We start from the raw sequence: 14,376 nt of genomic DNA, 5'->3' as shown, positions 1-14,376 counted from the left end.
TTGGTCAAGAATAGGCTGGCTCTGAATAGGGTCAGCCTTTTTTATGTATCACCAACATGGATTAGGGCATCCCCTACATTGATTACAGGGTTGTTATTGACTCCAATAACATAGCCGTTGGATGGGGATTTGACCGGGACTACCACCTGACCATAGGGATCAGATATTCTTGCTAGAATTTGTCCTTTTTTTACACTGTCTCCCAAGTTTACCGAGGAGTAAAAAATCCCGGAAGCCTTGGCCCTGACCCAGTCGCTGTTTTTTAAAACAAGTGTTTCCAGCGCTTCGGGGGCATCTTCGATCATACCCAAATGCCGGAGCATTCTTTTTGTTCCGGAAATTCCTTCATCAATGGAAAGTGGATCCAATCGCATGGACTCTCCGCCTTCAAAAACCAAAATGTGCTTTTGAGCCTTGAATGCCGTTTTTCGGAAGGATTTTTCGATATGTTTTGAGTTCACCATAAATCGGGTTCCAAAAGCCTTTGCAAGCTCCATTCCTTTTTTATCAGAAAAGTCAACCCTAATCTGAGGATAGTTAGAGAGCATTCTTCCACCTGTATGGAAATCTATTCCATAGTCTATTTGAGGAATAATTTCCTCACTTATAATAAATGCTATTCTTGAAGCAAGAGATCCTTTTTTACTTCCTGGAAAACTACGATTTAGATCTCTCCCGTCAGGAAAAGTTCTGCTGTTGGATAAAAAACCATAAATATTCACCAAGGGAATTATGACCAAAGCTCCTTTTTTCAGATCCAAACCCTGATCGACTTCTTCCAGAAACTTTTTGGCAGTAACCACACCATTGATTTCGTCACCATGGATTCCCCCGCTGATCAAGACTATCGGTCCTTCCTTGGTTGAGGATCGAATAAAAATCGGCAAATCAATCAAGGTATGTGTTGGGAGTTTGGCAATTGGAATTTCCAGATTGGCCTGCTGTCCCCACCTCACGCGGGTACCATTGATTTGTATTTCTCGCATAAACTATCTTCAGTTACCGACCTACTTTCTAGATTTGAGGCAAAATTCTTGCTTATTTCGCAGGACAAGCCCAAACCATGAAGATAATAGAAAACCATTCCCTCAAAGCCTTCAATACTTTTGGAATAGATAAAAAAAGCAGATTTTTCACCCAAGCCGGAGATTTGGATTCCCTCAAAAAATCTCTCCTATGGGCTAGAGAAAAAGGATTACAGGTTTTGATTCTTGGCGGAGGTAGCAATGTGCTTTTGACCCAAGATTTCCCCGGATTGGTAATCAAAATCGAGCTCAAAGGAATTCAGGTAATCCAAGAAACTTCGGATGAAATATGGGTAGAAGTAGGTGCAGGAGAAAACTGGCACGATTGGGTCCTTTATGCTTTAAAACATAATTGGGCTGGGATTGAAAATCTATCCCTGATTCCAGGTACTGTCGGCGCTTCACCCATGCAAAATATTGGAGCGTATGGGGTGGAAATCAAAGAAGTATTTGAAAGCCTAAATGCTTTAGACAGAGAATCTTTGGACATAGTCAGTTTCGACTCAGAAGCCTGCCAATTCGGGTATCGAGAGAGTATATTCAAGCATGAGTTGAAGGATCGATATGTGATAACCTCAGTGGTTTTTAGGCTACAAAAGGAGCCCAAAATCAATGTGGAATATGGAGCCATTCAGGAAACTTTGAAGAAAAACGGAGTAAAGGATTTGACCATTCAGGCGGTCAGTGACGCAGTGGTTGAAATCCGTCGATCCAAATTACCTGATCCAAGGGAAATCGGGAATGCAGGATCATTTTTCAAAAATCCAACTATTTCACATGAGCAATTCAAAAGCCTAAAAACGGACTTTCCTTCCATTCCCGGATATCCCGTAGACAGCGGAGTGAAGGTTCCGGCTGGATGGTTGATAGAGCAAGCTGGGTGGAAGGGCAAGAAATTCGGAGAAGTGGGCGTGCATGCCAAGCAGGCCTTGGTCTTGGTCAATTATGGAAACGGAGATGGAAAAGCCATTCAGGAATTGGCTCAAAAAATACAGGATTCAGTCTTAGAAAAATTTGGAATACAACTTAGTCCTGAAGTGAATTTTATTTAGATCAAAGGATCATGAACTTCAGGCGTTTTTGAATATCGATCTACTTCCACTCCAAACTTGCGGAGAAAGTCCACACCTTCATCGTTACCTATTCCCTTGTATTCGGCATATGAAAAAAGGTAAACCACCTTGGAAATACCCATTGAAAAAATGATTCTCGCACAGGCTAGGCATGGGGCTAGGGTAACATAAAGGGTAGAACCTTCGACTGAAGTATTATTTTTTACCGCATAGAGAATTGCATTTTGCTCCGCGTGAAGGGCCAAAGAGCAACTTCCCTTGCTGTCTCTTGCACATCCATTTTCGGGAAATTCAATATCGCAATTGTGAGTACCTGCAGGAGGACCATTGTATCCAATGGAAATAATTCGGGTATCCTTGGTCAATACTGCACCCACATGTTTTTTGATACAATGCGATCTCTTGGCCAAATTGATGGCCAATTCCATGAAAATATCGTCGAAATCAGGTCTACTCATAAAATTTCTTTGCCAAAAGTAATAATCCTTATCGCTTTGAAAGGAATGAAATGAATAAACAGTTTGTTTTTTCCGTTATGAAAGAAAATTTAACTTTCCTGAAAGGTCACCTTTTTACCCTATTACCCATGCTTTCTCACAAGTCAATCATCCTTATTGCTTTCCTGTCTCTTCTTTATCTCAGTTCCTGTAGCTCTATAGAAGTGTTCAAGGAAAACACAGAAATACCTCTTTCCAGACCTTATCAGAGTTTTGTGATTGTAAATAAAGAACTCAACATAAAAGGCTTTGAGGAAAATTTCATAGATGAAATGGTGAGAATTGAATTGCAAAATCAGCTGGAGGCAGCAGGAATGGTCTATGATGCAAAAAGACCGGATGTGGTCATACGATACAATTCAAACGAAGATCCACGGAAAAAAGAGACAGTAAACTATGCAAACCCCTACCCTCTTTGGGGATACCGAGTTTATGACCCGTGGTTTTTCAATCCCTATTCAATGCAAAATATGAATCGGGTCAGTGTTTCTAATTATGAACTCTTACAGGTAATTGTCGATTTCATCGATCCCGTTCAGGATAAGTACCTAATGACCTTAACAGCGGTAACCGAAGTGACCAATCCTAAGTCAAAACAAAAAAAGGTTATAAAATCATTAAATTCAGCAACTCAAGTCTTCTTGAATTCAAATCCAATCAACCCTAAATAACCATGGAAAAACAGTATAAAACCTTAGAAGAATTTTATCCCTACTACCTTGCAGAACACCAAAATGCTACCTGCAGGAAGCTCCATTTTGTTGGCACAGCCTTATTGTTTGTGATTTTGATCGCAGGAGTCGTTACTGGCAATTACGTTTGGCTTTTCTCCATTCCCTTTGTTTGCTACGGTTTTGCATGGGTCGGTCATTTCTTTTTTGAAAAAAATAAACCCGCCACATTCAAATACCCCTTTTTTAGTCTGGCATCCGATTTCAAGTTGTTCTTTGATCTCCTGGTTGGGCGACAAAAATTCAATCCTCAGTAATATTTAAACGAATCCTAACAATCTTTTTTGGCAAAGTATTTGTAAATAAATATTTAATTGGCATTTTTGTATAATTATTATTGTATTTCAAACCCCATTTAACGCATTTTGATGCTTACGATAGTTCTCATAGACGATGATCCTATCAGCACATTTGTTACGGAAAAGCTGATCTCCAAAAATGTAAAGGAGCCATGTCAGTTTTACAAGTATCAAAGTGCAAGGAGAGCTTTGGAGGAGATTGATTCAATCAATCCCAATTATCTCTTCTTGGACTTGAATATGCCTGAAATGACAGGGTGGGATTTTTTGGATAATTTTCATCCAAGAGATACTGACGCGCAGATCTATATCTTAAGCAGTTCAGTAGATGAAAGGGACATAAGTAAAGCCAGTCAATATCAGATCGTAAGGGACTACCTATCCAAACCTCTGATAAAAAAATACATCAAAAGTATCTTTAACTGATCCAGGGATCAGTTTTTTTTTGATCTTTTTTATCTTTAGAAAACCTCGAAAGCAAATACGAGTTATCAAAGAAAAAAGGATATGGCAAAAGCAAACCCTGAATTAATAGCAGCTATAGAAAAGACAATTACCAAGCTTTCCAATGGTGCTTCCTATCAGTGGGGACATATGGGAGCTTGCAATTGTGGTAATTTAGCTCAAGAACTCACCCAATTTACCAAGGCAGAAATTCATCAATTTGCAATGCAGCGTTATGGAGATTGGAATGAACAAATCCTGGATTATTGTCCTACGAGCGGATATCCTATGGACCTAATGATTGCCAAAATGTTGGACTTTGGATTGACGCTGGATGATCTTTCCCATTTGGAACGCCTGTCCGATCCGGAGATTTTGAGAACTATACCCAAGGACAAAAGAGATCAATTGAATAAGAATTCCAGGGAAGATGTAGTCCTATACATGAAAGCTTGGGCAGCCCTGCTTCGAGAAAATTGGTTGTCTCAGCAAAGATTAGAGATGAATTTAGCTCCAGAAAAAAAATTAAAGTCAGCAGTATTGGTCTAATTGATTTTTTCTCTTATTTCGTACCGTTGAATCAATAAAACCCTTTAAAAAATTAGCTATGGAGGATTTTGAAGAAGAATTCGATGAGTTTGATGACTTCGAAGAAGAAGATGAGTTTGATGACGAATTTGAAGATGAGTATGATCTGGAAGAAGAAAACGAATTTGTAGATGACAATTTCGTAGACTTCGATGAAGATGAAGACGACTTCGAAGACGAGGACTTTGAGGAAGACTTTGACGATCTGGATTAAAAATCACAGGAGCACCCCTAGTGCTTTGGTATTTTGGCAGCTCGGCTTTATCTTCGCCCTGTCTTTAGCAACTCAAACATAAAATCATGATTCTACTGGATATTTTCAGCTCACCACTCATGTCTGGAGCGCAATTGTTCCTTTTCATTGTGTGTATTCTTATCGGCTTGGGTGCCGGACTCTCTGCGATGGATGCGAGAAGTACCTTTGGAAAGAAAAAGAAAGCTGATCATTAAAAGATATGCGAAAGGAGGTTTTTACCTCCTTTTTTTATGACCTTCCTATGAAAACACAAACTTTCGAAAATCACACTCGCTATTTTCCATTCCACCATTTTGTGGTCACTCCACTATCCCTGATTTTCTTTTTCTGGACTGTCTTTAGAATGGATTTCTCTTCTACAGATCAAATACTTACTAGTCTTTATTACTTGATCGGTGCTTTTTTGCTAGTTCTCCTTCCTCTTTTAGCAAGAGTCTACGCACTCAAACTTCAAAACAGGCTAATTCTAAACGAGATGAGAATGAGATATTTCCATCTCACGGGAACATCTTTTTACTCCAAGGAAGAAAAGTTAAGACTGGGACAGATCATTGCCCTGCGATTTGCAGGAGACGAGGAATTACTTCCTTTAATGGAAAAGGCTATTCAGCAAGGAATGAGTCCAAAGGAGATCAAAAAAAGCATTAAGAATTGGCAAGGAGATTACCGAAGGGTATAACTAGACAAACTTTCCAGATTGCAGACTGGTCTTCATCAGGTCTAAAAGATTAGATTGTGCTTCCTTTTCCAAATAGGGAGAATCAAAGTCCAAATCGGGAAGATTCAATACCAAATCAAATCCTGCTTGGTCCCCTTCCCTGCCTGAGGTGATCAGAGCTGTCTTTTTACCGTGCTTTTTTGCCAGCTGAAGCAATTCAAATGACCCTTTTCCCTCGGAGCTCTGGCGGTCATACCTACCTTCACCTGTGATTACCCAATCGGCAGATTGAATCTTTTCCTCCATTCCTACTCGATTGAAGAAATATGAGGCTCCATACTCGATAGAAACATCAAAAAAGGCAGATAGACCCATCGCTATCCCTCCTGCTGCCCCAAATCCCGGGATATCTCTTTTTTCCTGATTAGCCTTAGCCATTAAAAGTTGATGAAGATCAGAAATTACCTTGTCGAATTCGTCGAATTCCTCTGGATTTAGCCCTTTTTGAGGGCCGTAGACAGATATGGCTCCATTTGGTCCAAAAAACAAATTTTGCACATCACAAAGGCAAGTGAATTTCAGTTTTGGTCTTGGGATTGGAGGTTGAACATATCTGACCTTAGTCATCCATCGGCTGGAATACACAGGAATAAGTCGGCCTTTTTCATCTAAAAATTCGAATCCTAATCCGGCTAAAATGCCTGTTCCCAGATCAATGGTTGCACTCCCACCCAAGCCGATCACGATCTCCCTCGCCCCCATCTTTTGGGCATAATTGATCACCAGGCCCGTACCAAATGTGGAGGTAAGCCAAGGATTTTTCTGTTCTTCAGTCAATACTCCGAGTCCAGAACAGGTGGATACATCCAAATAGGCCTTTTTCTCAATTTCATCCCAGCCAAAAAAACCGTTGCATGGTTGACCGATTGCATTGAGAGAGGGAAATGAAACTTTCTTCAAGTTTAAGGATTCCAGCAAGAGCTCACAGGTACCATCTCCTCCATCCGCTATTGGCTGCAAAAAACAAGAAGAAGAAGGAAGAACTTCTTTAATGGCTTCTTGAATTAAATCAGAAGCCTTTTGGGCTGTTAGGGTACCTTTAAATGCATTGGGGGCAATCAGGAAATTCATGATTTTGCATTCATCCTCTGGAAATAATCCTTCATGGCTATTTTCACCTTTGGTGCTAGGTAAATGGCAGAGATCATATTAGGAAAAGCCATCACGGCATACATCCCATCCACCAAGCTCACTACTACTTCCAGAGAAGCCACGGCTCCCACAACTATGGTAATCAAGTAGAAATAGTTATAATAGTCAGCCTTATCCGCACCAAAAAGATAATTCATACACTTATGACCATAGTATGAATAGGTAAACATAGTGGATAGGGCAAATACCAAAACAGAAAGCATTAAGAGGTATTTTCCTATGACAGGAATTCCAATTTCAAAAGCAGCCAAAGTTAGTTTTACCCCATCATTTTCTGTGGATTGCCAGACACCGGTTAGCAAAATTGCCAAAGCAGTCAGTGTACAAACCACTACGGTATCAATAAATGGACCCAACATGGCAATCAAACCTTCTCGGATAGGTTCGTCATTTTGAGATTGTCCATGCACCATGGGCGCCGTTCCGATACCTGCCTCATTGGAGAAAGCAGCTCTTCTAGCTCCCACAATTATCACAGAACCTACTGCACCGCCCATAACAGCATTACCTGTAAAAGCATCAACCAAAATCAATTTGAAAATGGATGGGATATCTCCCACATATTGCACGACTATAATCAACACGGTGGCAAAATAAATTGCGACCATAAAAGGAACCATTTTGGAAGCTACAGCCGCAATTCGCTTCAATCCTCCTAAGATCACCATTGCTGTGAGAAGCATCATGATAATTCCTATTATCCATCGGTTTCTGACTGTCTCTTCCAGGGTATCAGGCTCTAACAGCACAGCCTGCGTGACCGCTGTCAACTGATTGGCTTGGAAAATGGCCAAAAGCCCAATGACTCCTGCGATACTGAAGATGTAAGAGAGAAATCTCCATTTTTTCCCCATGCCCTCCTCTATGACATACATTGGCCCACCTTGGATATTTCCTAAGGAATCCTTTCCCCTGTACATAATTGCCAGACTGCAGGTATAAAATTTGGTAGCCATGCCAACAAATGCAGCAACCCACATCCAAAAAATTGCACCGGGTCCTCCCATATTCAGAGCGATAGCGACTCCGGAGATATTTCCCAAACCGACTGTAGAAGCAATCGCCGCTGAGAGTGCTTGCCGTGAAGTGATTTGACCGGGGGCAAGTTCATTGTCGTATTTACCTTTGAGTAGGCCTATTGCATGCCCCATTTTTCTGAAAGGGACAAAGCCGGAGTGAATAAAAAAGTAGGTTCCTCCTCCCAAAAGCAAAATTAAAATCGGTGTTCCCCAAATCCAGTTACTGAATTCGACAATTATATTTCCCATGAATTAGTGCTAGTTACTTTCAAATTGAAAATCATTTCGATAATAGGTCCATTTTGCTCAAAAACAAAGTATTTGGAAGGTTTGAATTAAAAAAGCCCGATGAAAATCACCGGGCATGAGGTTTATTTTCCTTCCCAATTTACTTGTGGTGAGGGATAATATTGGATCCCGAGAATATTCCAGCGAGAGCCATGTTTTTGAATTCTGTTTTTAAATCCTTCCCAAGACCGCTTATCAGCTGAGGTCCAAGCAACTTCAGCTAATGCAGGAAGACGAGGAAATGAAAGGTACTCCATATCTTCTCGGTTGGTGACGGTTTCTGTCCATAGAGGAGCTTCCACTCCTAAGATATTTTCGGCAGCTATCCCCTCCGCAAAAGTCGATGGCTCCCAGCTGTATGCATCCTCAAGCTCAATGTAAGCTGCCCAATGAAGACCAATTCTTGACGTGCTGTCATACTGCATATCCAAGTAAGCCCTTGTCGCAGGTGACATCAGGATTTGATTTCCTTGACCTATAGCTAGCTTGGCATTTTCTTCCTTCGCCCAAAACTGAGCGACATTACCGGGAAGCAGTTTGGCTGTAGCAATCTCATCCCAACCGATACTAGTTTTCCCATATTTGGATACAATATCCTGCACTCGCTCTACAAAATAGACGTAATCATCTTTTTCGGTCACATGGGATTCATCTCCACCGATGTGGAAATAAGGACCTGGAGTCAGTTCAGCAATTTCTCTTACTACACTGTCCACAAAAGCATAAGTGATCTCAAGTTTCGGTGCAAAAGTGCTCCATCCCACTTCAATTCCGGTATACAATTCGGAGGCTTGAGGATTTCTAAGTGGCATCTGATAGTCCAAAGGCTGCTTATTTACCGAATCAAGTTTCCCATTCGGCAAGTTTACACCTGGATTCAATTCTGCATAAGAAGCCAAGGCAGAGTTGGTATGTCCGGGCATATCTACCTCCGGAACTATTGTGATAAAGCGATCAGCAGCATAAGCGACCAGGTCTTTGTATTCTTCCTGGGTGTAAAAACCTCCTTCACCCCCACCTACTTCAGTGCTTCCGCCTATCTCGGTGAGTTTTGGCCAGGATTTGATCTCAATTCTCCATCCCTGATCATCCGTTAGGTGCAAATGGAGATAATTTAGCTTGTAGACAGCCATCTGATCAATGTAATGCTTGACATCTTCCACAGATAGGAAGTGTCTGGCAACATCCAGCATCGCTCCTCTGTAGCCAAAAGCAGGCTGATCAGAGATTGCGCCTGCAGGAATGACCCAAGATTGATTTTGTACGTTTTGATGGGCTATTTCTGCTGGAAATAGTTGAAGCAATGATTGGATCCCATAAAATAACCCCGCCTCACCCGAAGAACTGATGCTTACTTGATTTTCATCGATTGAAATGGAGTATGCTTCGGCATTTCCATCACCAGCCAATTCAAGTCGGATATTGCCTCCATCGTAAGAAACAGGAAGATCAAAACCAGTCGCAGGACGAAGGCGATCAGCGAGATACTCACCTACCCAAGTCAGATGCTCTCCGCTACCGATCAAGTGAATTCCGGACTCACTGTTTAATTCAAACACTCCTTTTCCATCTTTGATCTCTTGAGGAATTGGAATTAAAGAGGATTCAGTCAGCTTAGGTGCGGGTTTGCAAGCAAAGAAAAGAAGCACAGCCCCCATAGAGCAATAGGTGAAGATTTTTTTCATGGGATGATTATTTTCCGAAACTTAGTCTATTTTTTTATAAATCTCCTTTCAACTCATGGAATTATTGAAGGAATTGAGTTTGAGAAGTTTCAGACTATAATCCCTCCTCAGCTAATCGGAGACTTGCAAAAATCCCAGCCCACCAGTACATATTCTCGGGCATTTCTAAGAAAAATTCCTTTTCTTGAAAACCAAATCCAAAATATTAACCTATTGACCATGAAAGATAAAAATCCTTCTCCTGAACAAAATTCAAGAAGAAACTTCATCAAAAGTTCCTCCTTAGCCTTAGCCGGTTTTTACATAGTTCCCCGGCACGTTTTGGGTGGACCTGGGTATGTGGCTCCAAGTGATCGATTGAGAGTAGCAGGGATTGGTATTGGAGGTATGGGATTCAATGATGTCAGCGGGGTGTTCAGAAGTGGCAAGGTCGACATGGTGGCCCTTTGTGACGTAGATGACACTCGTGCAGCTCGATCCCGTGAAGCCCATCCAAACGCTCCCTATTACAAGGATTATCGAATCATGCTCGAAAAAGAGGAGAAAAATATCGATGCAGTTACAATCAGTACGCCTGACCACATGCATGCAGTCCAAGCCATGATGGCGATGAAAATGGGAAAGCATGTCTACGTACAAAAGCCGATGACGCATGATATTTATGAAGCACGGATGCTTACCGAAGCTGCCGAAAAATATAAAGTCGTCACTCAAATGGGAAATCAGGGCTCTTCAGGAGATGGTGTTCGGCAAATGGTAGAATGGTACAATGCAGGATTGATCGGAGAGGCTACTAAAGTGTGGTCCTGGACCAATAGACCCGTGTGGCCTCAAGGCATCCAATGGCCTGAAACTCCCGTCAGTCCACCTGAAGATCTGGATTGGGATCTTTGGTTGGGTACTGCTCCTTATAGGGATTATGTAGGGAATCTTGTTCCTTTCAACTGGAGGGGATGGTGGGATTATGGAACAGGTGCCTTGGGAGACATGGCTTGCCATATTATGGAGCCGCCTTTTAGAGTTCTGGGATTGGGTTATCCCAAGTCTGCCGAATGCTCTGTGGGTTCTGTTTATGTGGGAGAGTTCCAAAGAGGTTATTTCCCTGAAAGTTGCCCACCTTCCTCACATATCACCTTGAGGTTTGATAGGCCGGGACAGCCAGACCTGGAGTTTCATTGGATGGATGGAGGTATTCAACCTACCAGACCTGAAGAGTTGGAGCCTAATGAAATCATGGGAGATGGAGGTAATGGGGTAATTATCGAGGGAACAGAAGGAAAAATGATGTGTGCAACGTATGGAGCCAACCCAAAACTTCTTCCTACAAGCAGAACTCAAGAGGTCAATGTTCCCCAAACCGAATACCGAGTTCCGGGCGGAGATCGCGGTCACTACAACAATTGGGTAGAGGCTTGTATCGGTGGATATGGGTCAGAGGAATTCAAAAAACTCAGCTCCCCATTTTCAGTGGCTGGTCCATTGACAGAATCAGTTTTGATGGGGAACCTAGCGATCAGAAGTTACGATTATCGAATCCCAAGAGATGGATCCTCGACTCAGTTTGACTATCCGGGGAGAGGAATCAAATTGGTTTGGGATGGTCCAAATATGAAGATCACCAACTTTGAACCCGCTAATCAATTTGTCAAGAGAACCTATCGGGATGGTTATTCCCTCTGATCAAAAGAGGCTGTCTCATAAATCGTTTCGTTGTCAGCCTGAGCGGAGTCGAAGGCCATTTCCAGCTTTCCGGACGACATTTCGACTTCGCTCAATGTGACAAACTTCACTTTTGAGACAGCCTCTTCTTTATTTTTCGACTACCAATTCTACCCGACGGTTTTTGGCCCGACCCGCTTCAGTCACATTCGATGCAATAGGCCGAGTTCCTCCCCAACCTGAAATTCTCAGTTTTTCGAATTCCACACCTTGGGCTACCAAAAAATCACGAACACTTCCGGCTCTTTCTAGGGAAAGCTGTTTGTTTAGTCCAGGGTCTCCAACATTATCTGTATGACCGTTAATTCTAAGGACGATATCCGGGTTTTCTACAAGGAATCCAGCAAGGTCCGAAAGGAACACTTCTGTTTCCCCTTCTTCCAATTCAGAAGTACCTCTCTTGAAATTTACTTTATCCAAAAGAACAACACTACCCGGTTCGGCCTTGGTAAGGGCTACCAAGATTCGGCCATCTGTAGGGATATCTTCAATTCCCAAAATTTTTGGAAAATAGCCTAGAGAACTGATTTTTAATCCAGTAAACTCCTTTTTAATCACTTCGGAAAGAAAAAGACCTTCATCCATACTTTCGGACTGATTCTGCTTTTGCCCCTCGATTTGAAATGGGATTGGCTGCTTGGTCTTGTAGTCAATCACTGTCCATTCCAATGGAGTTTCTGACTTCACCTCTTCCTGAAGGTCCGGCTGATCCGGCTCGGCCATTTTTACTTCGGCAGGAGAAGCAGTGAAAATTACCTGAGAAGAATCTGTTTCTTTAATAGCAATTTCCTTTTTAGGTAGTTGTTTAATCGGTTCCACTTGGACAGATGCCACAAAATCCTCTGGAATAACCAATGGAACGGGAACTGCGAAAGTGAGTAAATCAGCATACCCGTCGCTACTCAAAGTACTCGACCAAACTACTTCTTCCCCTTCCAAAAAAGTTACAGAGGCGTCCGAACCTTTGGAGCTGATTTGCTCCCATTTCACCGGAACTGACCAGCTATCCCATGAATCTCCTAGCTTTTTACTGATTAGAATATCTTTTCCAGTCGCTTCGGGATGAGAATTGGAAGAATAATACAACTTATTAGTTTCTGGATCAAAATACGGACTAACCTCCTGTCCTTTTCCATTCACTTGAGGTCCAAGATTCACTAGCTCGGTCCATTGTACAGGCCCTTTCTTTTCGCTGACATAAATATCTTCATTACCAAAGCCAGAAGAGTTTTTTCCGGAGAGGAAAATTAATCCTCCTCCCGAAGCAATCCTGCCTGTGATAGGCCCACTCACCTGAGCCAAAGAAGGAAAATTCACCTCGCGTAGGTAATTCCAGTCTTTTCCAAACTTAGAATACTGATGGATGGAAGTTCTCCCTGCTTCTGTTCTTAAAACCAGCAAAGTCAAGATATCTTCCAAACCTAAAGCCAAATCATATCCTGCGGTACTTAGATCCGGCCTATGTACCGCTTCCTCCCATTCCCCTGTTGCATTTTTGACCGTCATCCAAATGTCTCCTGAATCCTGGATTCCTCCCAGATTCTGAGGATGAAAAGCACGGGTAAATAATAGGGTGTTATCACCAATCCAAACTGGATTAGAGTCATCATTGGGTGAATTAGCCCCGGAAAGGGATCTGATTTCCTGGGCCAGGGTCGGGAAATAAAAGGAAAAAGCAAGACAGAGAAGGCTGCTTGCTTTTAAGAAATTGAAATATGTTTTTTTCATGACTATTGATCAAGCACAATGGCAAATACCAATGGAGCTACGATCGTTGCATCAGATTCGATAATGTATTTAGGCGTTTTGATTCCCAGTTTTCCCCAAGTAATCTTCTCGTTAGGTACTGCGCCGGAGTAAGATCCATAGGAAGTAGTCGAGTCGGAGATTTGACAGAAGTAGCCCCAAAGTGGCACATTGTTTCTCTGCAAATCCTGATGCAACATCGGCACTACACAGATAGGAAAGTCTCCTGCAATTCCCCCGCCAATTTGGAAAAATCCGACAGTACTTTCTTCAGTTGCATTGACAGTGTACCATTCAGCCAAGAAAGTCATGTACTCAATTCCGCTCCTAACGGTGTGAACATTCTTCACGTCTCCAGAAATCACATGTCCGGCATACATATTTCCCAAGGTAGAATCTTCCCATCCTGGAACGATGATTGGCAGGTTCTTTTTTGCAGCTTCCAAAAGCCAGGAATTTTTTGGATCTATCTGAAATGAAGCATCCAATTTGCCTGAAAGAAGGATTTTGTAGAAAAACTCATGCGGAAAATATCTTTCGCCAGCTTGGTCAGCCTTTATCCATTCCTCCAAAATCACATCTTCAATCCTTCTCATGGCCTCCATCTCGGGAATACAAGTATCGGTCACCCGGTTCATGTGGCGCTCCAGAAGCTCCTGTTCCTGATCTGGAGTAAGCTCCCTGTAATTAGGAACACGCTCGTAGTAATCATGAGCGACTAGGTTAAACACATCTTCCTCCAAATTAGCACCAGTACACGAGATGATTTGCACTTTATCCTGACGGATCATTTCTGCAAGAGAAATTCCCAACTCAGCAGTAGACATAGCACCTGCCAAGGTGACCATCATCTTTCCTCCATTGTCAAGATGAGTTTTATAGCCTTCCGCAGCATCAATTAGGGCTGCAGCGTTAAAGTGTCTGTAATTGTGCTTTAAAAATTCAGTGATTTTCATGTTTTAACTTTTTATGAATGGGAATGGCAGATTAGATACCTTTGATCCAGTAGGTAATTTTCAGATTCACCGCCTTTTCCAAAACGTGGAAAGGGATTAATCAATCGGATTGCAAAATTATCCAATTTTTGCCCATAAAAAAACCCAGAAATTTTCTGGGTTCTTAATATCGATTTACCA

General features: G+C 42.0%; 16 protein-coding genes. 9 read left to right on the top strand and 7 right to left on the bottom strand.

From position 1 onward, the window contains the following. Positions 1–41 precede the first annotated feature (41 nt). Entirely contained in the window at positions 42–986 is a 945-nt protein-coding gene (locus AAA938_RS05345; protein ID WP_338227608.1) for a succinylglutamate desuccinylase/aspartoacylase family protein, read from the bottom strand. 77 nt (positions 987–1,063) lie between these two features. Between AAA938_RS05345 and murB the strand changes: the two genes are divergently transcribed. Next, positions 1,064–2,077: a UDP-N-acetylmuramate dehydrogenase gene (gene murB / locus AAA938_RS05340; RefSeq protein ID WP_338227607.1), complete on the top strand. Its 1,014-nt coding sequence runs from the start codon at positions 1,064–1,066 to the stop codon at positions 2,075–2,077. Here murB and AAA938_RS05335 read toward each other — a convergent pair. Continuing rightward, positions 2,074–2,556, bottom strand: coding sequence for a deoxycytidylate deaminase (locus AAA938_RS05335; protein ID WP_338227606.1), 483 nt, complete (start codon positions 2,554–2,556; stop codon positions 2,074–2,076). The two genes, murB and AAA938_RS05335, sit on opposite strands and share 4 nt — an antisense overlap. Positions 2,557–2,633: 77 nt before the next feature. Between AAA938_RS05335 and AAA938_RS05330 the strand changes: the two genes are divergently transcribed. From AAA938_RS05330 to AAA938_RS05300, 7 genes are all read left to right on the top strand, one after another. Then, on the top strand, positions 2,634–3,266 hold the full coding sequence (locus AAA938_RS05330) for a DUF4136 domain-containing protein (RefSeq protein ID WP_338227605.1): 633 nt from the start codon (positions 2,634–2,636) through the stop codon (positions 3,264–3,266). 2 nt (positions 3,267–3,268) lie between these two features. Further along, entirely contained in the window at positions 3,269–3,583 is a 315-nt protein-coding gene (locus tag AAA938_RS05325) for an Mpo1-like protein (RefSeq protein WP_338227604.1), read from the top strand. A gap of 111 nt (positions 3,584–3,694) precedes the next feature. Further along, positions 3,695–4,051 carry a response regulator gene (locus AAA938_RS05320; RefSeq protein ID WP_338227603.1) on the top strand — a complete coding sequence of 119 codons (357 nt, stop codon included), beginning with the start codon at positions 3,695–3,697 and terminating at the stop codon, positions 4,049–4,051. Between the two features lie 81 nt (positions 4,052–4,132). Then, positions 4,133–4,618, top strand: coding sequence for a hypothetical protein (locus AAA938_RS05315; protein WP_338227602.1), 486 nt, complete (start codon positions 4,133–4,135; stop codon positions 4,616–4,618). 58 nt (positions 4,619–4,676) lie between these two features. Next, positions 4,677–4,871 (top strand): hypothetical protein, encoded by a 195-nt coding sequence (locus tag AAA938_RS05310; protein ID WP_338227601.1) that lies wholly within the window; start codon positions 4,677–4,679, stop codon positions 4,869–4,871. 86 nt (positions 4,872–4,957) lie between these two features. Next, positions 4,958–5,107, top strand: coding sequence for a hypothetical protein (locus tag AAA938_RS05305; protein ID WP_338220040.1), 150 nt, complete (start codon positions 4,958–4,960; stop codon positions 5,105–5,107). A 47-nt stretch (positions 5,108–5,154) separates the two neighbouring features. Then, positions 5,155–5,592 carry a DUF6526 family protein gene (locus AAA938_RS05300; RefSeq protein WP_338227600.1) on the top strand — a complete coding sequence of 146 codons (438 nt, stop codon included), beginning with the start codon at positions 5,155–5,157 and terminating at the stop codon, positions 5,590–5,592. Here AAA938_RS05300 and AAA938_RS05295 read toward each other — a convergent pair whose 3' ends face one another. The 3 genes from AAA938_RS05295 to AAA938_RS05285 form a co-directional block, all read right to left on the bottom strand. Further along, positions 5,593–6,702 (bottom strand): glycerate kinase, encoded by a 1,110-nt coding sequence (locus AAA938_RS05295; protein ID WP_338227599.1) that lies wholly within the window; start codon positions 6,700–6,702, stop codon positions 5,593–5,595. Next, positions 6,699–8,051 (bottom strand): alanine/glycine:cation symporter family protein, encoded by a 1,353-nt coding sequence (locus AAA938_RS05290; RefSeq protein ID WP_338227598.1) that lies wholly within the window; start codon positions 8,049–8,051, stop codon positions 6,699–6,701. Before AAA938_RS05290 ends, AAA938_RS05295 begins: the two co-directional genes overlap by 4 nt. Positions 8,052–8,173: 122 nt before the next feature. After that, on the bottom strand, positions 8,174–9,775 hold the full coding sequence (locus AAA938_RS05285) for a beta-N-acetylhexosaminidase (RefSeq protein ID WP_338227597.1): 1,602 nt from the start codon (positions 9,773–9,775) through the stop codon (positions 8,174–8,176). A 219-nt stretch (positions 9,776–9,994) separates the two neighbouring features. On the opposite strand from AAA938_RS05285, the gene AAA938_RS05280 reads away from it, so the two are divergent. Next, the gene (locus AAA938_RS05280; protein WP_338227596.1) at positions 9,995–11,455 is read left to right on the top strand and encodes a Gfo/Idh/MocA family protein; all 1,461 of its coding nucleotides are present in this window, start codon (positions 9,995–9,997) and stop codon (positions 11,453–11,455) included. 129 nt (positions 11,456–11,584) lie between these two features. Here the strand turns inward: AAA938_RS05280 and AAA938_RS05275 are convergent, their stop codons facing one another. Together AAA938_RS05275 and AAA938_RS05270 are read right to left on the bottom strand one after the other, a co-directional pair. Next, positions 11,585–13,222, bottom strand: coding sequence for an OmpA family protein (locus AAA938_RS05275; RefSeq protein WP_338227595.1), 1,638 nt, complete (start codon positions 13,220–13,222; stop codon positions 11,585–11,587). Positions 13,223–13,224: 2 nt separating this feature from the next. Then, positions 13,225–14,196 carry a deoxyhypusine synthase family protein gene (locus AAA938_RS05270; RefSeq protein ID WP_338227594.1) on the bottom strand — a complete coding sequence of 324 codons (972 nt, stop codon included), beginning with the start codon at positions 14,194–14,196 and terminating at the stop codon, positions 13,225–13,227. Positions 14,197–14,376: the final 180 nt, after the last annotated feature.

Origin of the sequence: Algoriphagus taiwanensis, from assembly GCF_036245645.1 — a bacterium.
Classification (GTDB): Bacteria; Bacteroidota; Bacteroidia; order Cytophagales; family Cyclobacteriaceae; genus Algoriphagus; species Algoriphagus taiwanensis.
The sequence above is the reverse complement of the archived record's forward strand: the minus strand, read 5'-3'. Positions and strand labels throughout refer to the sequence as shown.